This window comes from Phenylobacterium sp., assembly GCF_004799515.1.
GTDB lineage: Bacteria > Pseudomonadota > Alphaproteobacteria > Caulobacterales > Caulobacteraceae > Phenylobacterium.
Window position 1 is genome coordinate 414,876 of sequence record NZ_SSMX01000026.1, and the last position, 25,755, is coordinate 440,630.

Sequence of the window (25,755 nt, forward strand, 5' to 3'; positions counted from 1 at the left end):
TCAGCGGCGGGCGGCGACGCCCAGCGCGGCGGGCTCGATGGCCGGCTCGGCGGCGATGGCCGCGCGGGCCTTGAGGAGCTCGCGGGCGCGGGCGCCCGACAGCACCGCGTCGAGGCCGGCCATCAGCGCGATCAGGAAGCCCAGCTCACCCTCGCGCACCCCTTGGCGCCAGACGTAGCAGGTCCAGAAGCGGCCGGCGGCGGCCAGGATATCGTCCCGCAGGCGTCCGCCCCGGCCGGCGTCGGCGAGGTCCTGCGCGCGCAGGGCGGCCAGCTGGTTGAGGCGGGCGAAGGCGTGGCCGACGTCGGGATCGGCGCGGCGGACCAGCGGCGTCTCCAGGACGCCGGCGTAGCGGCCGTCCATGGTCGCCGGCGGCTGCACCCGGCGGGCCTTCCAGCGCTTGGCGGCCTGGCGGTAGAGGCGCGGCGCGCGGGTCTCGCCAAGGCCCGCGCCCCAGCCGTGGCGCACCGCGCGGTCGCCCACGAAGGTGTCGACGGGCAGGTCGAACCAGTCGCCGGCGGGACGGCCATGGATGGCGGCGCGGATCTCATAGGCCAGGGCCGCGCCGACCGCCTCGTCCGGCTCGATCTCCAGGACCCATTCGCCCAGGCAGGCCGACAGGCCCGCGGTCTTGCGCTGGCTTTCCAGAGGGAAGATGCCGTCGATCACCCGGGCGCCGAACTGGCGGGCGATCTCCTGCGAGCGGTCGGTGCAGCGGTCGGCCACCACCACGATCTCGTCGCAGAAGGAGAGGCCGCGCAGGCAGTCGGCCAGGCGCGCTTCGTCGTTGTGCGCACACACCAATGCCGAAAGCTTCACCGGCGACACCCCCGTGACCCCCGCGGCGTTAACCGCCGTCAAAGCTAAGACGCCGCTGTTAAGCTTCGCCCCCCGTTCGCCACATTCCGGATTTCGCCGATTTGTGGGGCCTGCGACGGCGCGCCGCAGGGGGCGCCTCAGAACGCCGTGGCCAGGCGCACGCCGACGGTGCGCGGGCGCTGCGGCGTCACTTGGCGCACCTGGCCGAAGGTGAAGGGGTTGCCGTAGGCGAAGGTGTCGCCGGCGGTGTCGGCGGGGTTGGAGACGAACAGTCCGGCGCGCCAGCGGCGGGAGTCGATCTCGGCCAGGATCTCGGCGTCGACCACCGGGTCGGTTCGCGACGACAGGGTCGGGTCGAAGGTAAGGCGGGCGGGGCCGGTGTAGTTGGCCCGGCCCACCAGATGGAACTTCAGGTCGCCGTAGGGCAGGGGCCGCACATAGTTGGCCACCAGCCCGCCCGACCAGCGCGGAGCGCCTGGCAGGCCGGAGCCCAGCTGGCCGGCGAAGTCGGGGTTGGTGCGGGTGAACTTGGGCGCCGAATAGAGCGCGTTGGCCTGCAGCGACAGGCCGAAGTCCCATGCGTAGGCGGCTTCCGCCTCCATCCCCTGGATATGGGCGTCGCCGACGTTGGCGGTGTAGGCGAGGCCCGACGGCCGGTACTGGTCGGACTGGATGTTGGTCCAGATGTCGAAGAAGGCCGCCGCGCGCAGGATCAGGCGCTTGTCGAGGAACTGGCCCTTGGCCCCCAGCTCGTAGTTCATCAGCCGGTCGGGATCGAAGGTGGCGCGGCTGGGCCGGATCGGCAGGAAGCCGGTGGAGTTGACCCCGCCGGGCCGGAAGCCCTCGGAATACAGGGCGTAGACCAGCGGCCCCTCGTCGTCGAACTGGTACTGCGCCGAGAGCTTGGAGGTGACGGCCGAGAAGCTGCGGCTTTCGTCGATGTCGCGCGACTGGGCGGGCGGGGCGCCGACGATGGCGGCCTTCACGTCCAGGTTGGTCTCCGAGATCCGCGTGCCGGCCGACGCCGACCAGCCGGGGGCGAAGCGCCAGGTTCCCTCGCCATAGAGGGCGGCCTCGCTGAGGTTGTCGCGGCGGTTCTCGTTGTAGACCCGGATCAGGGCGGACTGGACGTCCTCCAGCCCGCCCGGCGCCGGCGGGGCCATTTCGCCGCCGGATGCCTGCAGGGTCGCGATCTGCAGGCTTGGGGCGGTCAGCGAGGTCGTGGCCACGATCGGCTGGCCGGGGTTGGGCAGGATGTCCAGCGACGAGGGTGTGCGCTCCACCGACAGCGAGCCATAGGCGCCCGCCAGCCAGGAGAAGGCGCCCGCGCCCGTGGAGGTGAGCACCACGTCCTGCACCAGGCGGCGGATGCGGGCGCCCTCGGAATAGACCCCCACCGACACCCCGTTGTCGGTGAGCGCGCTGTCCGCGGCGAACACGGCGGCCACGGCGGTGGCGTCGTAGAGGTTGTCGTAGGCGTTCTGCACATAGGAGGTGGAGGCGCTCAGGTCGGCCCAGCCGAGTTCGCCGTGCAAAGTCACCTGCGCCTGGGCGAAGTTGTTGTCCGAAGCCTCGCGCACCTGGTTGGCCCGCTGGGTCAGGGTCGTGAGCGTCGTGTACTGGGTGTCGCGCGAGCTCAACCGCTGGCCAATCAGCGCCACGTCGAGGGTCCAGTCGCTGTCGAGCTCCAGGCGCAGCGCCGCGCGCCCGCCGGTGCGGATCGTGGAGTCCACGTTGGAAAGCCGCAGCGAGACGTCGTCGAGATAGCCGCCCTCGTCGTCGTAGTAGGCCACGAGCCTGAGGGCCGCGCGGCCGTCGGCGAGCGGCAGGTTGGCGTAGCCCTCGCCGGAATAGCTGGGCGAGCCGCCCTGGGTGGTGGCGTAGCTCGCCTCGGCGCCGGCGGTGTAGTGGTCGGGGTCGGGCTTGTTGGTGACGATGCGGTAGACACCGGCCAGCGCACCGTTGCCGTAGAGCGCGCCCTGCGGCCCGCGCACAGTCTCGATCTGGGCGACGTCGGTGAGCCGCAGGTCCGGGTCGGGGGCATTGTAGTTGATCGGGGCGTCGTCGAGATAAGTCGAGACGGTGGAGCGCGCGCGGCCGGTGAAGGCGCCGTCGGAGAGGCCGCGCATCAGAAGCTTGTCGCGCCCCGGGCCGAGGTTGGTGGTCAAGACGCCGACCAACTGGCCGGCGGTGTCGCGCACGTCGTAGGCGTTGGTGGCGAACAGCTGGTCCGCGGAGATGACGCTGACGCCGGCGGGCAGCGAGTCCTCGCGCTCCGGCCGTTTGCGGGCGGTGACCATGAGTTCGTCGACCACCGGCTGGGCCGGCGCCTTGCCGACCACCACGGCGGCGGGCGCGGCGGGGAGCGCGCTGATCCGCACGGTGCGGGCGTCGACGATGCGGAACGTACAGGGCGCGCCGGCCAGCACGCGGGTCAGGGCCTCGCTCAAGGGATAGCGGCCGGAGAGCGCAGTCTGGCCGCCCGCGCCGCAGGCCGAGGCGCCCAGCAGGGAAACGTTGGCCTGCACCGCCAGGTCGATCAGGGCCTCGGCGTAGGGCTTGGGCGGGATGGCGAAGCGCCGGCGCGCTTCAGCGGCCTCAGCCCGCGGGGCGAGCGCGAGGAGGCACAGTCCCGTAAGGGACGCGCACAGAACAGCCGCCGGCCTGGATATGGCCCGTTGTCCCCCTCATGGCTTCGCCGCCGGATCGGTGCGAAGCACGACCCCTTTCCCTGAGGGTAGCGCCTTGAGGGGAGCGAGCAAAGCGAGGCGGCGAAGAACCGCGGCCTGGTCGTCGAGCACCAGTACGCCGGAGACGCGGGTAGCGGCCAGCACCGGGTCGTCCAGGACGATCGGCTTGTCGAACTGCTGGTTGAGGTCGGCGACGACCTCGCCCAGCGGCTGGTCGCGGAAGATCAGCCGACCGGCGCGCCAGCTTTCGGCCTCGGCAGGGTCGACGGCGCTGAACTGCACGGCGGGCCGGCCCTCGCTGGCGTCGAGCCGCTGGCCGGGACGCAAGCGCCAGGCGCGGCCGGGCGCGCCGTCGGCGGGCCGCACCTCGACCACGCCGCGCTCGACGGCGACGGAGAGCGCGTGGCCGCGATGGCGGACGTCGAAGCGGGTGCCGACCACGCGCACGGTGCGGTCGCCGGCGGAGATCAGGAAGGGCCGGGACTTGTCGGCGGCCACGTCGAACACCGCCTCGCCCTCGGGCAGGACCACCCGGCGCTCGCCGCGCTCCAGGGTGACGCTGAGCCGCGAGCCGGCGTTCATCTCGATCGTCGAGCCGTCGGCCAGCTTCAGCCTGCGGTGCTCGCCCTTGGCGGTAACGTAGGTCTCAGTCTTGGTCGGCGCGAGCACGTCGTAGGGCATGACCGCCAGCGCGATGGCGCCCGCCGCGGCCAGGCCGCCGGCGATGAGCCACCCGCGGCGGCCGGCGCGGCGGGGCGCCGGCTCGTCGGCAAGCGCCTCGGAAATCCGCGGCGCGGCGGCTTCGAGCTCCAGGGTCACGGCGAGGGCGGCGTCGTAGGCCCGCGCATGGGCGGGCTCGGCCGACAGCCAGGCGTCGAAGTCGGCGGCCTGGGCGGCGTCGAGGTCCGGCGCCTGCAGGCGCGCGATCCAGTCCGCCGCGACGGCGCGGATGTCGGCTTCCCCGGTCTCCCGCTTTTGGGTCAAGGCCTCAGCCATCGGCTCCCACTCGACGCAATGCGTCCCTCTTGGGAGTAGACGGCGCCGGCCCGGAAAAACCCCCCGTCGTGGATGCGAACACGGACAATTCCAGGTTGTTCATGAATTCAACCTGGGGCCGAGCTTGGCGGTAAGCGCCTTCAGGGCGGCGCTGACGTGCTTTTCCACCGCCTTGACCGACAAGCCCATGACGCGGGCGGTCTCGGCGTGGCTGAGGCCGTCCAGCTTGTGGAGGCGAAAGGCGCGGCCCGCCTGGGGCGGCAGCTCCCGCACCGCGGTCACCAGCTGGCGCAGGCGCTGAGCGGCGGCGGCGGCGTCGTCGGCGGCGGGTTCGTCGGCCACGTCGATCCCGGCCACCTGGGCATGCGCGGTCTGGCGCCAGGCGCTGTCCCGGGCCGCGGCGCGCGCCTCGCCGCGGGCGCGGTCCAGCATCAGGTTGAGCGCCATGCGGTAGAGAAGGGCCGTGGGGTTGCCGATGTCCTGCGCCCGCTCGCGCCCAGCGAGCTTCAGATAGAGCTCCTGAGCCAGGTCCTCGGCCGCGGCCAGCGAGCCCGCCCGCGCCGCCAGGAAGCGCACGAGGTTCGCCCGCCGCTCCAGATAGGCCGCCAGCAGGGGATCATCCGTCGCGGAGGGCTTCGGCGCATCAGCCACGCCGCAGGATGTGCCGCAATTTGGGGACGGGCGGCAACAGCGGCGTTCTTATGGGCCGGCTGAGCGGAGGTTGTTCAGGCCATCAGGCCCGCGTCCTTCAGGAAGCCCAACAGGACGGTGTTGAAGGCGGCGGGCTGGTCGATGTTGGCGCTGTGGCCGGCGTTTGGGATGACCGCCTTCTTCGCGCCGGGGATCTTGGCGGCCATGTAGTCCGAAGCGGCCAGGAAAGGCGTGTCGTCGGCGCCGACGATGACGATGGACGGGACCTTGATCTCCGGCAGGCTCTCGATCACCCGGGCGTCGCGCTGGGTGAGCATGCCACGGGCGGCGTGGGCGAGGCCGGCAGCGTCGCGGTGGCGGGCCAGGCGCACCTCGGCGCTGGCGCGGGAGAGGTCGCCCAGGCCCTCGGCGTCATAGCGCTCGGCGCGTTTCAGGGCGTTGGCGTTCCAGCCGTCGCGGGCCTCGTCCCTTTTGTAGCCCGGGCCGGTGTCGATGATCAGCAGGGCGCGCGTGCGGTCTGGGTGCGCGCGGTGGAAGGCCAGGCTCATGTAGCCGCCGAGGGAGAGGCCGCCGACAACGGCCTCCTTGGCCCCGATCTCGTCCAGCAGGGCGGCCATGTCGGCGACGGTGGCCTCTTCCGAATAGGCGGCCGGATCGTCCGGATAGTCGGAGCGGCCGTGACCGCGCATATCCCAGGTGACGACCTTGAAGTGCGGCGCCAGCACCGGGACCTGGCCGGCCCACATCTCGCCGGTCGCGGAATAGCCGTGCGTGAGGATCAGCGCTGGGCCATCCCCCGCGACCTCGTAGTGGATGTTGACGCCATCGCGGCCGAGCAGGGGCATGGGCGGTCTCCCGATCCGGCTCTTGGCGGCCGGCGAGGTAGCCTATCCCGCCCGTTTCAAATCGTCATGGCCGGGCTCGTCCCGGCCACCCATAAACGCCGCAGCCGGAGGCTTGCCTGCGGCGATCGTGCGTATGGGTCCCCGGCACAAGGCCGGGGATGACGGTTCAAGTTTGGAGGTGTCAGGCCGCGTTGGCGGAGGAGGCCTTGGCCTTGGGGGGCTCGGTGACGCGCTTGATGGCGTCCAACAGGCCGGACACCAGGATCGGCTTGGAGACGAAGTCGGTGAAGCCGAGGGCGCGGTACTCTTCCGGGCGGCGGCTGAAGACGTCGGCGGTGAGCGCGATGACCGGCGTGTCCCGGCCCGGCCCGTCGCCGGCGCGCAGCCGCTCGACAGTCTCGATCCCGCCCATGGCCGGCATGTGGATATCCATCAGCACCACGTCGAAGCTCTGACGCTCGAGGATCTTCAGGGCCTCGGCGCCGGAGGTGGTCTTGACGGCGGTGTGGCCGAAGGCCCCCAGGATCTCCTCAACCACGCGCAGGTTCATGGGATCGTCGTCCACATGCAGGATGACGAGCGGCCGATCGAACTTCGGATAGGTCTGCGACACTGCGGCACGCCCCCGATCTGTGGATAAATCCTGGAGGGCGAAGGTTTCGGTAAGACTGACATTTTCGGTTAATCGCGATTAACCGTGAATCTTAGCGGTTCGATTCGGGGTTGAAGCTGGCGAGCAGGACCATGAGTTCGGCCTCGGCGACTTTCTTGGCGGCTTCCATGGGCGGCAGCCACAGCTTCTCGCGCTGGCCGAGCTCCGGATAGGCGTCGGCCTCGCGGTCCACGTGCAGGCCGAACACCGCCACGCGCACCCGCTGCAGCCGGCCATCCTTGAGGCGCTTGTCGTAGGCGTACCCGCCCACCGGGTGCTTGGTGACCTTGCCGCGGACGCCGGCCTCCTCGAAGGCCTCCTGGGCGGCGGAGTGGGACGAATCCATGCCCTTGATCGGCCAGCCCTTGGGGATCACCCAACGGTGGGTCTCGCGGCTGGTGATCAGCAGGACCTCGACCTGGCCCTCGGCGTTGCGCCGCCAGGGCAGGGCCGCGAACTGGGCGCCGGGCTCCTGGGAGACCTCTGGGGCCGGCCCGCGGTCAGGCGCGCGGCTCGGGGATTTGTCCGGCTTGCTCATTCGTTTTCGGTGCGGGCCCCCCACGGCGTGTTGTCGGCAGGTCTCCTGTGGGCTGCGGCCGGCAGGATATGGACAGAACCCGTAAGGTGATCCGCGGCCGGAGCTTTGCAAGTTCATTCGCCGCGCCGCGCGGTTGCGTCGCGCCGCCGGGCGCCTCAGAGGTCCTTGCGGTAGACCAGAAAGCCAGACTTTTCAGCCACCTGGCCGTAGAGGCGCATGGCCGTGAGGTTGGTCTCGTGGGTATGCCAGTAGACCCGGGGCGAGCCCGCGGCGCGGGCGCGATCGTAGACCGCCTCGATCAGCGCCTTGCCGACCCCGCCGCCGCGCGCCGCGGGGCTGGTGAACAGGTCCTGGAGGTAGCAGGTGAGCGCGACGGCGGTGGTCGATCGGTGGAAGAGATAGTGGACGAGGCCCACGAGCTGGCCGTCGCGCTCGGCCACCAGGGCGAAAACCGGCTCGGCGGGGTCGAAGAAGCGGCCCCAGGTGGTCCGCACGACCTCTTCCGCCAGGGCGGTCGGGCCTTCGCGGCCGTAGAAGGCGTTGTAGCCGTCGAACAGTGGCCGCCAGGCGGCCTGGTCGGAGGCTTCGACCGCCCGGATGGTCGGCGCCCCGACGCTCAAAGGTTCGAGACCCCGCCGGCCTTGATGTAGCCGTCGACCACATCGGCGAGCACGGTGAGCGGCACGGCGCCGGTCTTGACCACCAGGTCGTCGTAGCCGCGCAGGTCGTACTTGGCGCCGAGGCCGGCCTTGGCCCGGTCGCGCAGGCGGTTGATCTCGGTGTGGCCCACCTTGTAGCCGCAGGCCTGGCCGGGCGTGCCGCTATAGCGGTCAATCTCGCTGGTCATGGCCTCGCGGGTGCGGCCGGCGTTGTCCACGGCCCACTGCACGGCCTGTTCGCGGGTCCAGCGCTTGGCGTGCAGGCCGGTGTCGACCACCAGGCGCACGGCGCGGAACTTCTGGGCCTGCAGGTAGCCGAGGCGCCCGGCCCAATCGTCGTCGTACATGCCGATCTCGTCGGCCAGCTGCTCGGCGTAGAGGGCGTAGCCTTCGACATAGGCGTTGAAGCCGGACACCAGGATGCGGATCAGCGGCAGCTTGCCGGTCTCGGTCAGGTAGGCCCCCTGCCAGGTGTGGCCCGGAATGGTCTCGTGATAGGTCAGGCTGGGCAGGCTGAACTTGGGCCAGTTCGCCGTCGATTTCAGGTTGATGTAGTAGGTCGAGGGCCGTGAGCCGTCGAGGGAGCCGGTGTTCATATAGCCCTGGCCAGCGCCGTCCTGGATGTCCACCGGCACGCGCTTGACCACGACAGGGGCCTTCAGCTTCAAGGTGAAGGCGCGGTCGAGCCTGGGCCGCACGCCAGCGATCAGACCGTTCAGATAGGCGAGTAGCTGGTCGCGGCCGGCGTCGGTGTTGGGGAAGACGTTTTTCGGATCCTTGCCGAGCGCGGTCATCCGCTCGCCCACCGTACCCTGGGTCAGGCCCTGGGCTTTCAGGAGGCCGTCCATGCGCGCCTCGATCGCCTTGTTCTGCTCCAGGCCCATATTGTGGACCTCGTCCGGCGTCAGGTTGGTGGAGGTGCCCACCTTCAGGAGCCAGCGGTAGTAGGCCTCGCCGTTCGGCAGGCGCCAGACGCCGGCGTCGTGGCCGGCCCTGGGCTGCAGGGCCTTGAGCGCCGCGAGCTGGGCGGCCAGCGCCGAGTAGACCTCCTTCTCGACGATGGCGGTCGCCCGGGCCTCATAGTCGGCGGCGGGCAGGCCGGCATCCTTGACCTTGCGGCCGAGCGCGGTGGCCAGGCGGGCCTGGGCGGCCGGGATGGCGAGCAGGCCTTCCTGCTGGCCGATGGCGTTCGACAGGATGAAGTCGGGCGGGATGACGCCCAGGCCCGCATCCTTCTTCACCCGCTCGGTCTCCTGCGTGAGCTGGCGGGCCATCTCGTGGACACGGGCAAGGTAGGCCTCGGCGTCGGCCTTGGTCTTCACCTGGTGCTGGCTGTCGAGGAATTCCGGCACGGCGGAATAGGCGCCGCCCTGCTGGCTGACGACGTAGGGGCCGGCGCTCTCGCTCATCGCCGAGTTCATGGTGTTCTCGCCATAGTCGAAGGGCGCGGCGTCGCGGCCGAGTTCGAAGGCGTACTGCACCACGGCCTTGTTGAGCCGCGCGGCGGGCGAGAGGCCGGCGTCGGGGAGGGCCGCCAGCTTGGCGAGGCCCGCGCGGCAGAGGGCGCGGTCGGCGGCGATGTGGGCCATGGAAGAGTCGGAAAGCTTCGACTTCAGCGCCGCGCGCTTGCCGGTGTCGAGACCCAGGCTCGTGGCGCCCTCCGGCGAGGCGGTCAGCAGCTCCTCGCAGAGCGCGTCGAAGTAGCGGTCCAAGGCGGCGTCGCCCGGCGCGGCGGCCGGCGCGGCCCTCGCCGGCCCGGCGCCCGAGGCGGCGGCGGAAAGGCCGGCGGCGGCGCAGGCGGTCATCAGGCGGCGGCGGTCAAGGCTCATCAAGGCGTCCCAGCTTGGTCAGTGTTCAGTGCGCCGGTGTCCGGCTTGCGCGGGACCCTAGGGCGCGGCGGGGCCGTGCGGCAAGACTGGCCGTCTGCGGCTTGCGACCAGCGGACGGCTAGTCCCGGCGGGCGGCCATCGGGGCGATGGTGGTGACCAGGTCCCAGGCGTTGCGGATCGACAGCAGCAAGAGGACCAGCAGGGCCGCCGCGAGCGCATCCGGCGCCCAGGGCTTGCCCAGCGCGATGGCCGCCACGGCGGCCAGCTGGCCGAGATAGATCAGCCCTGGCGCGCAGCCGTAGCACCAGAAATCGCTCCAGTGGGCGGGCTCCGGCCCTCGGTCGTGATGCAGGCGATGGGCGATGATGAAGGACTGTGCAAACCCCCAGACGCCGGCCACGCCGAGCAGGGCCGCGACGATGCGCACATCCAGGCGCGGCGCCTCGGTGATCGCCGCGTTGGCCAGCACCACGGCGAAGTGGAAGACCGTCGGCGTCAGATAGAGGGCCGAGCCGCGCTCCGCCTTCTCCCGGTCGACGCTGCCGGTCAGCGTCGCCACGACGAACAGGAGGCCGATCAGCCCGCCGGCCGCCCCGCCGATCATCAGGTAGAAGTTGTCCCAACCCTCGAACATCGCGCGAGCCTAGCGGCAAGCGCGCCCGGCGCGAAGGCGCAGCTTCACGGTGAACCGCGCTTCATCCTGTTTCTGAACAGGCCGTTAAAGCCGCCGGCCCTATCTGGCCGCGTTCCAGAGTTCTCTGGCCGCGCCTCCAGAAAGGAAGACGCCCCGATGTCCGACCTCCAGGTCAACTCCGCGCCCCCGTCGCCGCCGGTCCAGGCCGCCGCCCCGCCGGTCGCGCCGCCGAAGCCGCCCAAGGCCCAGTCGGACCACAAGCCCGCCAACGCCGCCACCTCCTCGCGTGGCCCGGCCGTGGTGCTGAGCGGCGCCCTGGCCAAGGCGCCCGATCCGCAGGGCCAGGGCCAGTCGGCGCAAGGTCAGAGCCAAGGCCAGAGCCAAGGCCAGAGCCAGAATCAGGGCCAGGGCTCCAGCGCTTCGGCCGGCCAGCACATCAATCGGGTCATCTGATGCTCTCGCGCCCTGGCGGATCACCGCCGGGGCCCCTCAGAACAGCCTCAGCGCCTTCAGGCTCGCCACCCCATCGCGGCCGGCGATCAGGTGGTCGTGGACGGCGATACGCAGCGCCCGGCCGGCGTCGACGACCTGGCGGGTCATGTCGATGTCGGCGGCGGACGGCGTGGGATCGCCGGACGGGTGGTTGTGCAGCGGCCCACTAAATCCAATAATTATATGTAATTAAAGGAAAACAGAGAAGATTGGAAATCGGTGGGGTCGCGGATTGGGGGCGGTTTCCCAGGGTCGATTCCATCGATACCGCCCCCACCTGGCTAGCCCCGCATCATCACCGTGATGCCCGGCACTTCACGAGATTCGAACGGTCCCAAGCCTCCAGTTCGCCGACAGGATAGAGGACCCCTTTTCCGATCTTGAGATAGGAGGGGCCGATCTTCTGAGACCGCCAGTTCCGCAATGTGCCGGTCGAAACCTCGCCTCGGTAGCGGGCGGCAACCTTATCGGCAGTTAGAAATACGGCGGTCGGAAAGAAGGTCAGAAGCTAGGCCGCTAAGCCGTGGCCAATTCGTTCCAGCACTCGCTCTACCGCATCGGCGCCTTCGACGGTCTCAGCCACCTCAATTGGGCGTTGTCCGCCGAGCATCCGGTTCGGTCGGACCATCCACGCGCTCGCTTTGGCTGGGGAACCAAAGACGTTTTTAGCGTCGGTTCTGGCCCGAGACGAAGACCCTGGCAGAAGCCCTGCCGACTCGCAGCAATCGCCTTGCTTGTCTGTGCTCATCAGGGCGCAAATCTAGCGCGAAATCGACCTCGCGGCCAGGCGCCCATGCCTGGAAGCGGCAGTCCTCTAAGCATCATCTGCGAGAAGTGTTGGCCGGATCAGATTTTCTCGGGCGGCTCCCTGACGACTAGGATGGGAGTAACAGACGTACTCCACAGCTTGAGAGACCGGATGACGATACGAAGGCGCCACGTCGCCGCCGCGACGGTCGGCAATGCGCTGGAGTTCTACGACTTCACGACCTACGCCTTCTATGCGGTGCAGATCGGCAAGGCGTTCTTTCCGTCCACGTCGCCCCTGGCCAGCCTGATGCTGTCGCTGGCGACGTTCGGGGCGGGCTTCGTCACCCGGCCGATCGGCGCGATCGTCATCGGCGCCTATGCCGACCGCGTCGGTCGGCGTCCGGCGATGATGCTGACCTTCCTGCTGATGGGCTTGGCGTTGCTTGGGCTGGCGCTTTGTCCGAGCTACGCGTCGATCGGACCGCTGGCGCCGATCCTGGTCGTGGCCGCGCGGCTGGTGCAGGGGTTTGCGCTAGGCGGGGAAGTCGGGCCAACCACGGCCTTCCTGCTGGAGGCGGCGCCGCCGAACCGGCGCGGTCTCTACACCGCCTTTCAATCGATCAGCCAGAACGCCGCCGCGCTCGTCGCCGGTCTGATCGGCTTTGCGCTGACCAGCCTCCTGACCGCCGATCAGGTGCAGACCTTCGGATGGCGCGTGGCCCTTCTGGTCGGGGCGCTGGTGCTGCCCTACGGCCTCTGGGTCCGGCGCACCCTTCCGGAAACGCTGCACGCGCCGGACACCGTCCACGGCGACCCGGTGGCGCATCAGCGTCTGACCGGCGGGCAGCGCCGCGTGATCCTCTGCAGCATCGCCATCCTCTGCGGGGGCACGGTGGCGACCTACACCCAGAGCTATCTGACGACCTACACCTCGGCGATCCTGCACATGAAGAGCAACGTCGCCTTCACCGCGACGGTGACCTACGGCCTGGCCGGCATCGTCAGCAACATCACCGGCGCGCTGCTCTCCGAGCGGTTCGGGCGCCGCATCGTGATGATCGCGCCCAGGGTCGTGCTGCTGGCGATCATCCTGCCGGGGTTCTGGCTGTTGGCCTGGAACCGCGACGCCGCCACCCTGACATGGATGACGGCGCTGATGACCATCTGCGCCTCCACCAGCGGCGGGGCGATGATGGCGGCCATTGCAGAGTCCCTGCGCAAGACCAGCCGGGCGGCGATCTTCTCGATCGTCTACGCCGGGCCGATCGTCATCTTCGGCGGCGCGACGCAGCTGTTCGTCACCTGGCTGATCCACGCCACCGGCGACGTCCTGGCGCCGGCCTATTTCTACATGGCCGCAACGGCCGTCGCGCTCGTGGGCATGTTCGGGATCCGGGAGTCCGCGCCGCGCGTCCAGGCCTCCGTTCAGCCGAGCATCGAGGCCCATGCTTAGGCGCGACTTTTCTGCAGGCGCCCTGAGCGCCGGCCTCTCCGCCCTTGCGGGCTGCGGCAAGCCCGCCGGGAAACCGGCGCTGCCTGCCCTGAAAGTCGGCAGCCAGAAGGGCGGGACCAAGGCGCTGATGCTGGCGTCCGGCGTGCTGCAGGGCGCGCCCTATCGCGTCGAATGGAGCGAGTTCCCGGCCGCCCAGCCGTTGCTGGAGGCGATCGGCGCGGGCGCGGTGGATCTCGGGGCCGTCGGCGACGCGCCGTTCCTGTTCGCCTTCGCCGGTGGCGGCCAGCTGCGCGCGGTTCACGCTTCACGCGCGGCGGCCGGTGGCGCGGGGACCGTCGTCCTGGTGGCCGAGACCTCGCCGATCCGCACGGTCGCCGACCTGAAGGGGAAGCGTCTGGCGACGGGCCGCGGCTCGATCGGCCACTACCTCGTGCTGGCGCTGCTCGACCGGGCCGGGTTGTCCCCCCGGGACGTGAATATCGCCTTCCTCAATCCCGGCGACGCCAAGGCGGCCTTCTCCACCGGCGCGATCGACGCCTGGTCGACCTGGGGCTCCTACGTCTTCCTGGCGCAGAAGACCGAGCACGCCCGCATCCTCGCCGACGGCCGAGGGCTTCTGAGCGGCTATAACTTCGAGGTGGCCAATGTCGCCTCGATCGCGGACAAGCGGACGCAGATCGCCGACTTCCTTCATAGGCTGTCGCAGGCGCAGCGCTGGCAGGGCGCGAACGCGGCGGCCTATTCCGCGGTCCTGGCGAAGGAGACCGGCCTGGACCTGGGCATCGCCGCCCAGACCGTGGCGGCCGGCCGCGGCGAGCCGGTCCTGCTCGATAAGGCCGTTCTGGCCGAGGAGCGCGGCGTCCTTGAGCGGTTCCAGCGGGCGGGCGCCATCGCAGGGCGTCCCGATATCGTCCAGGCGTTCGACACGAGTTTCGCCGCGGCCGTCAAAGGCTGAACCTGCCGTTGAGGCCTCGAGAGACGCGTCTGCGTAAGCCGGCGCGATCTTCCGCGGCGGTGACCCGCGCGACCAGACTGGCCAGCAGGCGACGGCCGCGCCGCCAGTCGCCAAAACCGGCCGCGACATTGATATGTCCGGCGCGGCCGAGGTCCACGAAGTCCGAGCCCCAGCTGCTGGCGAACGCCTGGGCGCGCTCGATCTCGACGTAAGGATCGTCGCGGCTGGCGACCACGAGGCTCGGAAAGGGCAGGCGATCGCGAGGCATCGGCGCAAATCCCTGCAGCAGCTGGCCGGCGGGGCGAGAACGCTCGACGTCGGCCGGCGCGACCAGCATGGCGCCGCCGATGCCGCGACCGCCGCGCAACTGCGCCAGATGGGCGATCAGGGCGCAGCCCAGGCTATGGCCGACAAGCACGGCGCCGGGATGCAGTCGCACCGCCTCGACCAGCCCGGCCACCCAGTCGCCGAGGGTGGGTTGCTCCCAGTCTAATTGCTCGACCCGCAAGGCGTCGGGAAGCTCACGCTCCCAATGGCTCTGCCAGTGATCGGGCTCGGAGTTGTAGAGGCCCGGCACGATGAGGATCGGCACAGCGCGGGACGCACCCGCGCCGGCAGGCCACGGGCCTCCCGAGGGGTCGATTTCGGACGCTTCCACATGGGTCATGGCGGGGAGGTCGGTTTGGGTGTGGCCGGGCGGCGCCCTCAGGAGGCGGCCGTGGCGCGCAACGGCGGCGGGATGAACGAGGGGGAGACCGAGTCGAACTCCAGGCCCGTCTCGGCTGTCGGATGGCGCAGGTTGAGCTTCGGGAACAGGAGTTCCGCGACGCGGTAGGCCTCTTCCAGATGCGGGTAGCCCGACGCGACGACCGTATCGACGCCGATATCCGCATACTCCTGCAGGCGCTGGGCGATGGTCTCGGGGTCGCCCACCAGCGCCGTGCCGGCGCCGGTGCGCACCAGGCCAATGCCGGCCCAGAGATTCGGGCTGATCTGCAGGTTCGCGCGGCTGCCGCCGTGCAGCGCGCTCATCCGCGCCTGGCCGACGGAGTCGGAGTTCTTGGCCATCGAGGCCTGGAACTCCGCGATGGCCTCGTCGGAGACGTACTTGATGATCTCGTGGGCGGCGTCCCAGGCCTGGGCTTCCGTCTCGCGGACGATGATGTGCAGGCGGACGCCGAACCGGATCTTGCGGCCACGCTTGGCAGCGCGGGCGCGGACGTCGTCGAACACCGCCTTCAGCTGGGCGGGCGGCTCGCCCCAGGCCAGGTAGACGTCCACATGCTCGGCGGCGATGTCGCGGGCGATGTCGGACGAGCCGCCGAAATAGATAGGCGGGTGCGGCTTGGCGACGAAGGGATAGAGCAGCCGGCCGTTCTTGATCGACAGGTGCTTGCCCTCGTGGGTCACCTGTTCGCCCAAGGCCAGCCGCCGCCAGATCGACAGGAATTCCTCGGTCTGCTCGTAGCGCTCGGTGTGGTCCAGGAAGAGGCCGTCGCCCGCCAGCGCCGGCGGGCTGCCGCCGGTGACGATGTTGAGCAGGGCGCGGCCGCCGGAGAGCCGGTCGAGCGCGGCAGCCTGGCGCACGGATTCCGCCGGCGCGATCAGGCCGGGCCGGGCGGCGACCAGCAGTTTCAGGCGCTCGGTGAACGGCGCGATGGAGGCCGCGGTGATCGTGGCGTCGACGCAATGCGACCCGGTCGGGATCAGCACGCCGTAGTAGCCCAGCCGATCGGCGGCCATGGCGACCTCGCGCAGCAGCGCCGGCGTCGGGGCACGATTGGTCTCCGGATGGCTGAGGTAGCGGTTGTCCCCGGCGGACGGGATGAACCACAGGACATCAAGCGGACTGCGAGGGGACATCTGGAGACCTTTTGGACTGGCGCGGTCCGCGCCTTTTCAATACCTACCTATTTGATAGGAAATGATCGCCCAACCCACAAAACCTGCAGGTGCTTGCAGCGGGGGTCGAGCCAACAGGAGCTTCTTCCATGCCCCCAATCGGCCTTGCCCGACGCGAACTGATCCTGATGCTTGCCGCAGGCCTCGCGAGCTGCGCCAAGCCGGCCGGCAAGCCGCCACTGCGCATCGGCTTCCAGCGCAGCGGCGTGCTCCTGCTCGCCAAGTCGCGCCACGGGTTGGATCGGCCGCTGAAGGACCTAGCGTCGGCGGTGACCTGGGTCGAGTTCCCCTCCGGTCCGCCGATGATGGAGGCGATGGCCGCGGGCGCCATCGATCTGGGCGCGGTCGGTGACTCGCCGCCGATCTTCGCCCAGGCCGCCGGCTCGCCGATCGTCTATGTGGCGGCCCAGCCGGTCACCGGCGCCAGCGAAGCCCTGCTGGTCCCGCCGGGTTCGGCCGCGCTTTCGGTCTCCGACCTGAAGGGCAAGAAGGTCGCCTTCACCAAGGGCTCCTCGGCGCACCTGTTCACCTACCGCGCGCTGAAGCAGGCGGGCCTGTCCCTGAGCGACATCCAGCCGGTCTATCTGTCGCCGGGCGATGCGGCCGGCGCTTTCGGGTCCGGAGCCATCGACGCCTGGACGACCTGGGATCCGTATTACGCGCTGGCTGTGCGGGATCAGAAGGCGAGGGCGCTCCTGACCGGCGAGGCGGTGGCCAAGACGAGCACGTTCTATGTGGCCACCCGTCGGTTCGCGGAGGGCTCGCCCGCCGTGCTGTCGGCCGCGCTCACGGCGCTGAAGGCTCAGGCCGCCTGGGGCATGGCGCATGTCGCCGATGTCGCCGGGGTTGTCTCCGCGGCCAGCGGCCTGCCGCAGGACATTGTCACCGCGTCGCTGCGGCGCGGCGTCTACGCGGTCGATCCGATCGACGACGCGGTGATCGCCACCCAGCAGGCCTCGGCCGACGCCTTCCTGGAGATGGGCGCCATTCCGAAGCGAGTCGATGTGGCCGCGGCGGTCTGGAAAGGCTGGGCGGGCTAGCCGACGGCCTGGGCGGGCCGGGCGTCGCGCGCGGCGACCAGCTCCCGCACGCGCGGGATCAGGTGCCGGCCATAGGCGACCGCGTCGTCCAGCGGATCGAAGCCGCGGATCAGGAAGGTCGTCACGCCGAGATCGTAGTAGTCCAGCAGCGCCTCGGCCACCTGGTCCGGCGTGCCCACCAAGCCCGTGGAGTTGCCCTGCGCCCCGGTGACGGCGGCCACGCCGGTCCACAGCCGCTTGTCGAGACGCGTCCCCTGGGCCGCGGCCTGCAGCAGGCGTTGCGACCCGGCGTTGGGCGGGGCGTGGTCCTTGGTGTTGAGGCCAGACTTCTCGCGCAGCGCGATGGTCTGGGCGACGATGTCGTCGGCCCGCGCCCAGGCCGCATCCTCCGTCTCGGCCAGCACGGGACGCAGGGAGAGTGAGAATCGCACGGTGCGGCCGTGCCTGGCCGCCGCGGCCCGGACGCGGGCGATGGTCTCGCGCACCTGGGCCTGGGTCTCCCCCCACAGGGCGTAGATGTCCGCGTGTTTGCCGGCCACTGGGATCGCCTCGTCCGACGATCCGCCGAAATAGATCGGCAGGTGCGGCTTCTGAAACGGCTTCACCGCGCCGAAGGCCTGCACGACGTTGTAGTATTTGCCGGCGTGATCGAAGGGTCTCTCGCTGGTCCACTCCTGCCGAACGATCTCCAGATACTCGTCGGTGCGGGCGTAGCGCTCGGCCTTGGTGAGGTGGTCGCCGTCCTTCTTCATCTCGTCGTCGGAGCCGCCTGTGATGATGTGGACCGCGATCCGCCCGCCGGTGAACTGATCCAGCGTCGCCAGTTGCCGCGCGGCCACCGTCGGAGCCGTGAAGCCGGGCCGGTGGGCGATCATGAACCCCAGGCGTTTTGTCACGCTGGCGGCGTGGGCGACCACCAGTTGGCTCTCCGGCGAGGTCGAGCCGAAGGCGACGAGCGCGCGATCGAAGCCGCCGGCGTCGTGGGCCCTGGCGATGGCCTCCACATAGGCCACGTTGAGCGCGGGGCCCTTGTTGGCGTGGGTCTCGGAGGCGCCGTTGGCGCCGATGAAACCGATGAACTCGACGGGCATGTGGGCCTCCTCGGTAGTGCGGATGTCGCCGACGTGGCTAACGCTTGGTCAGGTCACGATCTCGCCGGTGGGAAAGGCCACCAGGGCGCCTTCGGCCGGCGGCGTCTCCTTCGCGCCGGGCGCGGTCACGCCCAGGTGCGCCAGCAGCCTCGAGCGAATGGCCTGGAACTGCGGATCGGCCTCGCGTGGGCGCGGTAGCGCGATCCGCTCCTCCGCCGCGATCCGGCCCTGATCGAGCACCAGGACGCGGTCGGCGAGGGTGATCGCCTCGTCGACGTCGTGGGTGACCAGCAGCACCGCCGGCGCATGGCGCCGCCACAGCGCCAGGACCAGTTCGTGCATCCGCAATCGGGTGAGGGCATCGACGGCGGCGAAGGGCTCGTCGAGCAACAGCAGGGCGGGCTCGCGGACCAGCGCACGCGCCAAAGCCACGCGCTGGGCCTCGCCGCCGGACAGGGTGGCCGGCCAGACGTCGAGGTGATGGCTGAGCTCGACCTCGGTCAGAGCGGCCTCGGCCCGCGCTCGGGTATCGCGTCCGGGGAGGCCGATGGCGACATTGCGCCAGACCTTCTTCCACGGCAGCAGGCGCGCGTCCTGGAAGACGATGGCGCGCGCTGATGGCGAGACGACCTGCTCGCGGTCCGCCGGGTCAAGGCCCGCGAGCGTGCGTAGGAGCGTGGTCTTCCCCGAGCCGGAGCGGCCCAGCAGGGCGACGAATTCACCCTGGCCGATCTCCAGGTTCAGGTTCCGCAAGACCGTGGTGTCGCCGAACCGGCGCGTGAAATCGCGGATGCTGACAGCCACAGGCGGCGCCATGGGCGTCTCGCCAGCGATGGTTCGGGGTTGCGGCTTGGCCATGGCAGGCGCTTTCGGGTTCAGGATTTCAGGAAGGAGGTGCGCCAGGCGAGCGCGCGGGCCTCAAGAGCGCGGACGATCAGGTCGGCGCTCAGGCCCAGGGTGGCGTAGACCAGCAGGCAGACGACGATCACGTCGGTGCGCATGAAGTCGCGGGCGTTGTTGATCAGATAGCCCAGGCCCGCCGAGGCGTTGATCTGCTCGGCCACCACCAGCACCAGCACCGCCACGCCCAGCGCATAGCGCAGGCCGACCAGGAACGAGGGCAGGGCGCCCGGCAGGATCGCGTGGACGATCAGCTGCCAGCCCGAGAGGCCGAAGCTGCGGGCCGCCTCGATCAGCTTGGCGTCGACGCCGCGGATGCCGGCGAAGAGGTTGAGGTAGATCGGGAAGACCGTCGCCACGGCGATCAGGGTGATCTTTGGTGTCTCGCCGATCCCGAACCAGACGATGAACAGCGGGGTGAGCGCGAGGCTGGGGAGCGTGCGCCCCAGCTGCATCAACGGGTCGACCCCGGTCTCGCCGCGGCGCGACAGGCCGGCGACCAGCGCCAGGGCGACGCCGACGACCAGGCCGATCGCTAGTCCCGCGGCGGCGCGGGCCAGCGAAACGGCCAGGTTCGATGCCAGCTCGCCGCTGACGATCATCGACCACAGGGTTTGGGCCACGACGCTCGGCGCCGCCAGGACGCGCGTCGGGATCACGCCCGTCCGCGAGCCCAGTTCCCACAGGACCAGCAGCAGCGCCGGAGACAGCCATCGGCCGGTCCGCAGGCGCCACTTCGGCGCTGATAGGCGGATGGATCGCGGTTCGGCGGCCAGGACGGACACGGAAAACTCCCGGACTGACGCGCAGGTTTGCGCCTCGTCAGCCTAGAAACGCTTCGAAGTCCTATTGCGGCAATAGGATTTACCTATCCCGCCCTTTAGCAATCCTGATGGGGCCGGTCCGAACCCCTGGCCTTGTAGTCTCGGCCGAAGCCGTTCGACGTGCCTGGCCAGCGGGCCAGGTGTGACAGCCAAGAGGGAAAGAGATGCCGCCGAGTAGCGCTCCAGAACCCATCGACGGGCTTCGGCACACCTTGCAGCGTCGGCACATGACCATGATCGCGCTCGGCGGGGTGATCGGCGCGGGGCTGTTCGTCGGCAGCAAGGTGGTGATCCAGTCTGCCGGGCCGGCGGCAGCGGTCTCGTTCCTGATCACGGGCGCCCTGGTGATGCGGATGCTGGGCGAGATGGCGGTGGCCCAGCCGACCGTGGGCTCGTTCTATGAATATGCTCGAAGCGCCTTGGGCGACTTCGCCGGGTTCCTGACCGGATGGATGTACTGGTACTTCTGGGTGATCGTCGTGGCGCTCGAGGCCATCGCCGGCGCGGACCTGATCCGCTTCTGGCTGCCCCAGGCGCCGCAGTGGATCCTGGCGCTGATGCTGATGCTGGCCATGACCGCCAGCAACCTGGTGTCCGTGCGGGCCTATGGTGAGTTCGAGTTCTGGCTGTCCTCGGTGAAGGTGGCGGCCATCACGCTCTTCCTGGTGGTCGGGACCCTGTTCGTCACCGGCCTCTGGCCGGGCGGCGTGCAGCACCTTTCGAACCTTATCGAACCTTACCGCCCACGGCGGCTTCGCCCCGTATGGCGTCCTGCCCATTCTCACCGGCGCGGTGGCGGCCACCGGCTTCTACTTCGGCGCCGAGATCGTCACGGTGGCGGCGGCCGAGGCGCGCGAGCCAGCCATCGCCGTGGCGCGCGCGACCAATTCGGTGATCGCCCGGGTGCTGGTGTTCTACATCGGCTCCATCCTGCTGGTGGTGGCCATCGTGCCTTGGGACTCCAAGGCCATCGCCACCCCCTACGTCAGCGCCTGGACCGCCATCGGACTGCCGGCCGCCGCGCACCTGAGGAACGCGGTGATCCTCACCGCCGTGCTGTCGGCCCTGAACTCCGGCCTCTATGCCTCCTCGCGCATCCTGTTCGCGCTCACCCGCAATGGCGACGCGCCGCAGGGGCTCGCCAAGGTCGGCGCCCAGGGCGTGCCGCGCCATCCTGGCGGGCACGGTCGCGGGGTTCGCCGCGGTGGTCGCCTCCTACGTCTCGCCGGACCAGGTGTTCGCCTTCCTGGTCAAGTCCTACGGAACGGTGGCGATCTTCGTCTACCTGCTGATCGCGCTCTCCGAGCTGCGGCTGCGCCGGCGCTTGGAGCGCGAGGACCCGGCGCGGCTGACGCTGCGCATGTGGCCTTCCCTTATCTGACCTATCTGGCGATTGCCGGCATGGTGGCGATCCTGGCCGCCATGGCCTTCATCCCGGACCAACGGGCGCCGCTGGCGTTGGGCGTGGTGAGCCTGGCGGCCCTGATGCTGATCTACGGCCTGCGTCGCCGTTTTGCGCCGGACACCCGAGCGGCCTGACCAAGTCTTCCCGTCATGGCCTCAGAATTTCTTATCGGGGCGCAAGAACGTCTCGATTTCAAATCATAGCTTTTGAGTAGGTTATGCGGCGCTGAATGCGCGCCGCGGCAAGGCAGGCGCGTGGCTTAAGGAGCACGCGTTGCGATCGTCGGTCCACATCCTGGCGCTGTCGGGTCTGATCCTGGCCTCCGTCGCGGGCGCCGCCGTGGCGCAACCCGGCGCGGGCCCAGGCGCCGGAGGCGATACGGTCACCTGGACGGCCGCGCCGGCCGGCGGCGAGGGCGTGAAGCCGGGCGCGCTCACGGCCGTGACCCTGCAGGCCGTCGTCCGGCCAGGCTGGCACGTCTACGGCCTGGACCAGACCCCGACCGGCCCCACACCCCTTCGGGTCAATATCGAAGCCAGCGCCGTGGCGAAGGCGGATGCCGCGCCCAGGGGCAGTCCGCCGATCAAGGAACACAGCCGCGCCTTCGACACGGACACGGAGTTCTATGCTTCCGCCTTCACAGTGACCGCGCCGGTGCGCATCGCGCCACACGCCGCGGCGGGCCGCCAGCAGATTCCCGTGAGCGTGCAGTTCCAGACCTGCAACGGCGACATCTGCCAGCCGCCCAAGACCGTGCGCCTGTCGGTCCCCGTCACCATCCGAGCGCAAGGGTAGGGCGCATGTGGCGGCTGGCTGTCCCCGCGCTGGTGCTCGGCCTGATCGTCGCGGTCGCGGGCTACTTCGGCGCGCCGGCCAGGGCGCAGATCGCCGTGCAGAACCAGGGCTATGTGCCGTTCAGCGATGCGCCGATCTACTACCGCAGCGCCGCGCTCAGCGATCCGGTGGCGGTCCTGCAGAGGCAGATCGCCGACGGCAAGGTCAAGCTGACCTACGAACCCGGCCACGGGTATCTGAAGTCGGTGCTGGCGCTCCTGAAGGTGCCGCAGAGCTCCCAGACCTTGGTGTTCTCGAAGACCAGCTTCCAGTCCTCGAAGATCTCTCCGCAGCAGCCGCGGGCGCTCTATTACAACGACGACGTTTATGTCGGCGCGGTCCACGACGGCAAGGCGATCGAGCTCATCTCGTTCGACCCCAAGCAGGGTGCGATCTTCTATCTGCTGAACGAGCCGAAGGCCGACCAGCCGGCCTTCCAGCGAGCCGAACTCGACTGCACCCAGTGCCATATCGCCGCCGGGACGCGGGGCGTCCCGGGCGTCCTGCTCCGCTCGGTGTTCCCCAACAGCGCCGGCGTCGCCGCCTCGCGCGCGGCTTCCTACATCACCGACCAGAAGAGCCCGCAGGACCAGAGGTGGGGCGGCTGGTACGTCACCGGCGCGCTCGCGGCCGGCTCGATGGGCAACGCGACGATCGCCCAGGTCGGCGGTGGTGATCCTGCGCACCCCAGCCTGGCGCCGCTGCCGGCCGTGGACACCTCGGCCTACCTCAACCCGGGCAGCGACCAGGTCGCGCTCCTGGTGCTGGCGCACCAGACGCAGATGCACAACCTGATCACGCTCACCAACTACCAGACCCGCCTGGCGCTCTATGCGCTGAACAAGGGCGCGGGGGGCGGCGCGGTGACGCCGAGCCTCGACGCCCTGCCGGAGGCGACGCGGGCGCAGATCGAAAAGCCCGCTGAGCAACTGCTGCGCTACATGCTGTTCGTGGACGAGACGCCGCTCGGCGGCCTCGATGCGCGCAAGGCGATCGCGACGTCCGACTACGCTCGCGAGTTCGCTGCGCGCGGACCCCGTGACGCCAGGCGGCGCTCCCTGCGGGACTTCGATCTGCACGACCGGATCTTCCGCTATCCATGCAGCTACCTGATCTACTCGGACGCCTTCGACGCCTTGCCGGAACCCGCCAAGGGCTACGTCTATCATCGCCTGCTGCAGGTGTTGACCAGCCAGGACCAGAGCCCGGACTTCGCAAACCTGAAGCCGGCTGACCGCCAGGCGATCCTCTCGATCCTCTTGGACACTAAGCCCGGCCTTCCGGCCGAATGGCGCGACCACGCCCGCGCCAGTCATCTGCGGACCGCCAGCCTGCGGCCCATCAACGCTCAGCCTAAGGAGGGCTAGAGATGAAGACGCTTCTGAAAGCCGCACTGTTCGCAACTGCGCTGGCCGGCGCCAGTCAGGCCTTTGCCGCCCAGGCGTTTGCCGCCGGGTCCTCCGGGGCCGTGGTCGACGGCCGCTGGGACGCGGTGCTGACCCGCAACGGCGTGGACATCCCGTTCCGGCTCGACATCAAGGGCGACGGACCGACGCTCCAGGGTGTGTTCTATAACGGCTTCCAACCTTACGACGGCACCACCAGCGCCAGCTTTGAGGACGGCAAGCTGACGCTCACCGTCGAGCACTATCTGACGACCATCAACGCCACCCTGGCGGATGGAAAACTCACCGGTTCGGCCGCTGCCAACAATCGTGAGACCACCGCCGACTACAGCTTCCGCGCAGTCCGGCACGTGGATACGGCGCCCAGCGCCGCCCACGCCCCGCAGATCGCCGGCTCCTGGGTGATCCCGCTGGCGGTCCCGTCGTCGAAAGGCGAAAAGGCCTTCCGCTTCGTGGTCGACCAGCGCGGCGACGAAGTGGCCGCCGCCATCCTGCGCATCGACGGAGACACCGGCGCCTACAGCGGAACTTATCGGGACGGCCAGTGGGTGCTCAGTCACTTCGACGGCGGCCGCCCCGGCGTCATCGTCGTCAAGCCGAACGCCGACGGCACGCTGGAGGTGCGCCAGCAGAGCGACCGGGCCCCGGTGGCGACCAAGGTGAGCACCAAGACTGACGACTATTCCCCGGCAGCTGCGGCGCCCGCCGACGGCCGCTACGCGCCGACCTTGACCGCCTATCGCACTAAGGTGGCGGAAGCCGAGAAGCTGCCCGCGCCGGAAGATTTCGTGAAGCACACCACGGCGCGCGATCCGAACGAGCGGTTCACGTTCAACTTCCCCGACGCCAGCGGCAAGCTGATCTCCAGCGACGATCCGCGGTTCAAGGGCAAGGTGGTCCTGGCCATCGTCACCGGCACCTGGTGCCCGAACTGCCACGACGAGGCCCAGTACCTCGTTGAGCTGGACAAGAAGTACCGGGACAAGGGCCTGGCCATCGTCGCCCTCGACTTCGAGGAAGCCGAGCAGCAGGCGGGACTCACGCGCGCCAAGGCGTTCATCGACAAGTACGGCGTGAAGTACACCTACCTCTATCCGGGCACGCCGGCGCAGATGTGGGAGAAGGTGCCGCAACTGCAGCACCTCGACACCTGGCCCGCCACCGTCTTCATCGGCCGCGACGGCAAGGTGGCCGCCGTCCATTCCGGCTTCGCCTCGCCCTCGACCGGCGAATTCCACGCCCAGCTGCGGCAGGAATTCACCGCCCGCATCGAGCAGCTGTTGGCGCAGCCAGCCTCCGCTGCGGTGGCTTCGGCGTCCGTGGGGGCGGGCCCGTCTCAGTAGCCGCAACGCAGGCGAAGGCGGGCCTCCGACCCCGCCTTCGCCTGCTTCCCCATACGATGCGACGTGCTTGCGCGGCGACCGCGATCGCTGTCGCGATAGCCTGCATCGCCTCGCACGCCATCGCGCGCGGCCCAGCCAAGTCCGATCTTTCGGCCGTCTGGACCAATTCGTCGCTGACCGAGCTCGAACGGCCCATCGGCTTCAAGAACCTGACCCTGTCCGACACCGAGGCTGCGGCCTACGAGCGCCGCCGCCCGGGCGAGATCTTCGCGACCGAGGTCGACGACGTCGGCGGACGCCAATCGGAAAGCGTGGGGTGGGACACCGAGCTCAAGCTGACCCGCATCGCGGGGCAGGCGCGGACCTCGTGGCTGATCGACCCGGCCGACGGGCAGCTGCCCTACAGCGCCGCCGGTCGCGCCGCCCTGGCCGAAGGCCGGGCCCGGGCCGGGGGTGTCGCGGGTCCCGAAGACCGATCCATCGCGGAGCGCTGCCTGCTGCCGGGGCGAGGCGCCTCAGGGCCGCCGCTCCTCGCCAACCCCTACGCCAATCTCACCCAGATCGTGCAGACTCGGGACGCTGTCGTCATCGCGTTGGAGAACAATCACGACGTCAGGATCATCCGCCTCGGCGTGACAACGCATCTTCCGCCGACCGTGCGCCCCTGGATGGGCGACACCATCGGCCACTGGGAAGGCCGGACCCTGGTGGCGGAAACCACCAACTTCAATCCCGGCGAATTCTTCCGGGCGCCCACCGCGCCGCTGATTTCAGCGCAGGGCAAGGTCACCGAGCGGTTCACCCGGCTGAGCCCCACGGCGCTGCACTACGAGTTCGAGGTCGACGACCCGATCACCTACACCCAGGTCTGGCGCGGCGAGATGATGTTCCTCGCCACCAAGGGGCCGCTCTACGAGTACGCCTGCCACGAGGGGAACTACGCCTTGGGGAACATCCTGGCCGGCGCCCGGCGGCAGGAGGCGGAAACCACGGCCAGCGCCCGGTTAGCCAAGACGCACTGAACCGCATCTGCCAGGCGAAGAGCAC

Annotated in this window: 24 protein-coding genes and 3 pseudogenes; 10 read left to right on the forward strand and 17 right to left on the reverse strand. The window is 69.8% G+C overall.

Going from position 1 to position 25,755, the window contains the following annotated elements:
- The 10 genes from E8A49_RS11405 to E8A49_RS11450 all read right to left on the reverse strand — a co-directional run bounded on the left by E8A49_RS11405 (position 1) and on the right by E8A49_RS11450 (position 10,313).
- Positions 1-801 (reverse strand): glycosyltransferase family 2 protein, encoded by an 801-nt coding sequence (locus E8A49_RS11405; protein ID WP_293380763.1) that lies wholly within the window; start codon positions 799-801, stop codon positions 1-3.
- A 155-nt stretch (positions 802-956) separates the two neighbouring features.
- Positions 957-3,347 carry a TonB-dependent receptor gene (locus tag E8A49_RS11410; RefSeq protein ID WP_293380766.1) on the reverse strand — a complete coding sequence of 797 codons (2,391 nt, stop codon included), beginning with the start codon at positions 3,345-3,347 and terminating at the stop codon, positions 957-959.
- A gap of 159 nt (positions 3,348-3,506) precedes the next feature.
- On the reverse strand, positions 3,507-4,505 hold the full coding sequence (locus tag E8A49_RS11415; RefSeq protein ID WP_293380768.1) for a FecR family protein: 999 nt from the start codon (positions 4,503-4,505) through the stop codon (positions 3,507-3,509).
- A gap of 99 nt (positions 4,506-4,604) precedes the next feature.
- Positions 4,605-5,156, reverse strand: coding sequence for an RNA polymerase sigma factor (locus E8A49_RS11420; RefSeq protein WP_293380770.1), 552 nt, complete (start codon positions 5,154-5,156; stop codon positions 4,605-4,607).
- Positions 5,157-5,230: 74 nt separating this feature from the next.
- Positions 5,231-6,001, reverse strand: a complete 771-nt coding sequence (locus E8A49_RS11425) for an alpha/beta fold hydrolase (protein ID WP_293380773.1) — start codon at positions 5,999-6,001, stop codon at positions 5,231-5,233.
- Positions 6,002-6,182: 181 nt separating this feature from the next.
- Positions 6,183-6,614: a response regulator gene (locus E8A49_RS11430; protein WP_293380776.1), complete on the reverse strand. Its 432-nt coding sequence runs from the start codon at positions 6,612-6,614 to the stop codon at positions 6,183-6,185.
- 91 nt (positions 6,615-6,705) lie between these two features.
- A complete protein-coding gene (locus tag E8A49_RS11435) occupies positions 6,706-7,191 on the reverse strand; it encodes an NUDIX hydrolase (protein WP_293380778.1) in 486 nt (161 codons plus the stop codon).
- A gap of 155 nt (positions 7,192-7,346) precedes the next feature.
- On the reverse strand, positions 7,347-7,811 hold the full coding sequence (locus E8A49_RS11440) for a GNAT family N-acetyltransferase (RefSeq protein ID WP_293380781.1): 465 nt from the start codon (positions 7,809-7,811) through the stop codon (positions 7,347-7,349).
- A complete protein-coding gene (locus tag E8A49_RS11445; RefSeq protein ID WP_293380784.1) occupies positions 7,808-9,679 on the reverse strand; it encodes a DUF885 family protein in 1,872 nt (623 codons plus the stop codon). Before E8A49_RS11445 ends, E8A49_RS11440 begins: the two co-directional genes overlap by 4 nt.
- A gap of 118 nt (positions 9,680-9,797) precedes the next feature.
- Positions 9,798-10,313, reverse strand: a complete 516-nt coding sequence (locus E8A49_RS11450) for a hypothetical protein (RefSeq protein WP_293380787.1) — start codon at positions 10,311-10,313, stop codon at positions 9,798-9,800.
- A 156-nt stretch (positions 10,314-10,469) separates the two neighbouring features.
- Here E8A49_RS11450 and E8A49_RS11455 point away from each other — a divergent pair, with 156 nt between their 5' ends.
- Positions 10,470-10,766, forward strand: coding sequence for a hypothetical protein (locus E8A49_RS11455; protein ID WP_293380790.1), 297 nt, complete (start codon positions 10,470-10,472; stop codon positions 10,764-10,766).
- Positions 10,767-10,802: 36 nt separating this feature from the next.
- Here E8A49_RS11455 and E8A49_RS11460 read toward each other — a convergent pair.
- A pseudogene (locus E8A49_RS11460) lies at positions 10,803-10,964 on the reverse strand (JAB domain-containing protein); the annotation flags it as partial.
- Between the two features lie 349 nt (positions 10,965-11,313).
- Positions 11,314-11,553, reverse strand: a complete 240-nt coding sequence (locus tag E8A49_RS23180; protein WP_366928809.1) for an MbcA/ParS/Xre antitoxin family protein — start codon at positions 11,551-11,553, stop codon at positions 11,314-11,316.
- Positions 11,554-11,724: 171 nt separating this feature from the next.
- Between E8A49_RS23180 and E8A49_RS11465 the strand changes: the two genes are divergently transcribed.
- Together E8A49_RS11465 and E8A49_RS11470 are read left to right on the forward strand one after the other, a co-directional pair.
- On the forward strand, positions 11,725-13,008 hold the full coding sequence (locus E8A49_RS11465) for an MFS transporter (protein WP_293380793.1): 1,284 nt from the start codon (positions 11,725-11,727) through the stop codon (positions 13,006-13,008).
- Positions 13,001-13,963: an ABC transporter substrate-binding protein gene (locus tag E8A49_RS11470; protein WP_293380796.1), complete on the forward strand. Its 963-nt coding sequence runs from the start codon at positions 13,001-13,003 to the stop codon at positions 13,961-13,963. The genes E8A49_RS11465 and E8A49_RS11470 overlap by 8 nt, the downstream gene beginning before the upstream one ends.
- Here E8A49_RS11470 and E8A49_RS11475 read toward each other — a convergent pair.
- A complete protein-coding gene (locus E8A49_RS11475) occupies positions 13,953-14,630 on the reverse strand; it encodes an alpha/beta hydrolase (RefSeq protein WP_293380799.1) in 678 nt (225 codons plus the stop codon). The genes E8A49_RS11470 and E8A49_RS11475 overlap by 11 nt on opposite strands.
- A 38-nt stretch (positions 14,631-14,668) precedes the next feature.
- A complete protein-coding gene (gene ssuD, locus E8A49_RS11480) occupies positions 14,669-15,826 on the reverse strand; it encodes an FMNH2-dependent alkanesulfonate monooxygenase (RefSeq protein WP_293380802.1) in 1,158 nt (385 codons plus the stop codon).
- A gap of 128 nt (positions 15,827-15,954) precedes the next feature.
- On the opposite strand from ssuD, the gene E8A49_RS11485 reads away from it, so the two are divergent.
- Complete coding sequence (locus tag E8A49_RS11485) at positions 15,955-16,905, forward strand: aliphatic sulfonate ABC transporter substrate-binding protein (RefSeq protein ID WP_293380805.1); 951 nt, start codon at positions 15,955-15,957, stop codon at positions 16,903-16,905.
- On the opposite strand, the gene E8A49_RS11490 is transcribed toward E8A49_RS11485, so the two are convergent.
- From E8A49_RS11490 to E8A49_RS11500, 3 genes are read right to left on the reverse strand one after another with little or no spacing between them, the layout of a single operon-like run.
- The gene (locus tag E8A49_RS11490) at positions 16,902-17,996 is read right to left on the reverse strand and encodes an LLM class flavin-dependent oxidoreductase (RefSeq protein ID WP_293380808.1); all 1,095 of its coding nucleotides are present in this window, start codon (positions 17,994-17,996) and stop codon (positions 16,902-16,904) included. The two genes, E8A49_RS11485 and E8A49_RS11490, sit on opposite strands and share 4 nt — an antisense overlap.
- A gap of 48 nt (positions 17,997-18,044) precedes the next feature.
- Positions 18,045-18,812, reverse strand: coding sequence for an ABC transporter ATP-binding protein (locus tag E8A49_RS11495; protein ID WP_293380811.1), 768 nt, complete (start codon positions 18,810-18,812; stop codon positions 18,045-18,047).
- A gap of 59 nt (positions 18,813-18,871) precedes the next feature.
- On the reverse strand, positions 18,872-19,681 hold the full coding sequence (locus E8A49_RS11500) for an ABC transporter permease (protein WP_293380814.1): 810 nt from the start codon (positions 19,679-19,681) through the stop codon (positions 18,872-18,874).
- Positions 19,682-19,953: 272 nt separating this feature from the next.
- On the opposite strand from E8A49_RS11500, the pseudogene E8A49_RS23185 reads away from it, so the two are divergent.
- The 6 genes and pseudogenes from E8A49_RS23185 to E8A49_RS11530 form a co-directional block, all read left to right on the forward strand.
- Positions 19,954-20,352 (forward strand): annotated as a pseudogene (locus tag E8A49_RS23185) (amino acid permease); the annotation flags it as partial.
- Positions 20,353-20,497: 145 nt separating this feature from the next.
- Positions 20,498-21,101, forward strand: a pseudogene (locus tag E8A49_RS11510) (amino acid permease).
- A gap of 297 nt (positions 21,102-21,398) precedes the next feature.
- Entirely contained in the window at positions 21,399-21,920 is a 522-nt protein-coding gene (locus tag E8A49_RS11515; protein WP_293380820.1) for a protein-disulfide reductase DsbD domain-containing protein, read from the forward strand.
- A gap of 5 nt (positions 21,921-21,925) precedes the next feature.
- Positions 21,926-23,326, forward strand: coding sequence for a hypothetical protein (locus tag E8A49_RS11520; RefSeq protein WP_293380823.1), 1,401 nt, complete (start codon positions 21,926-21,928; stop codon positions 23,324-23,326).
- A 2-nt stretch (positions 23,327-23,328) separates the two neighbouring features.
- On the forward strand, positions 23,329-24,708 hold the full coding sequence (locus E8A49_RS11525) for a TlpA disulfide reductase family protein (protein ID WP_293380826.1): 1,380 nt from the start codon (positions 23,329-23,331) through the stop codon (positions 24,706-24,708).
- 56 nt (positions 24,709-24,764) lie between these two features.
- Positions 24,765-25,730 (forward strand): hypothetical protein, encoded by a 966-nt coding sequence (locus E8A49_RS11530; RefSeq protein ID WP_293380829.1) that lies wholly within the window; start codon positions 24,765-24,767, stop codon positions 25,728-25,730.
- Positions 25,731-25,755: the final 25 nt, after the last annotated feature.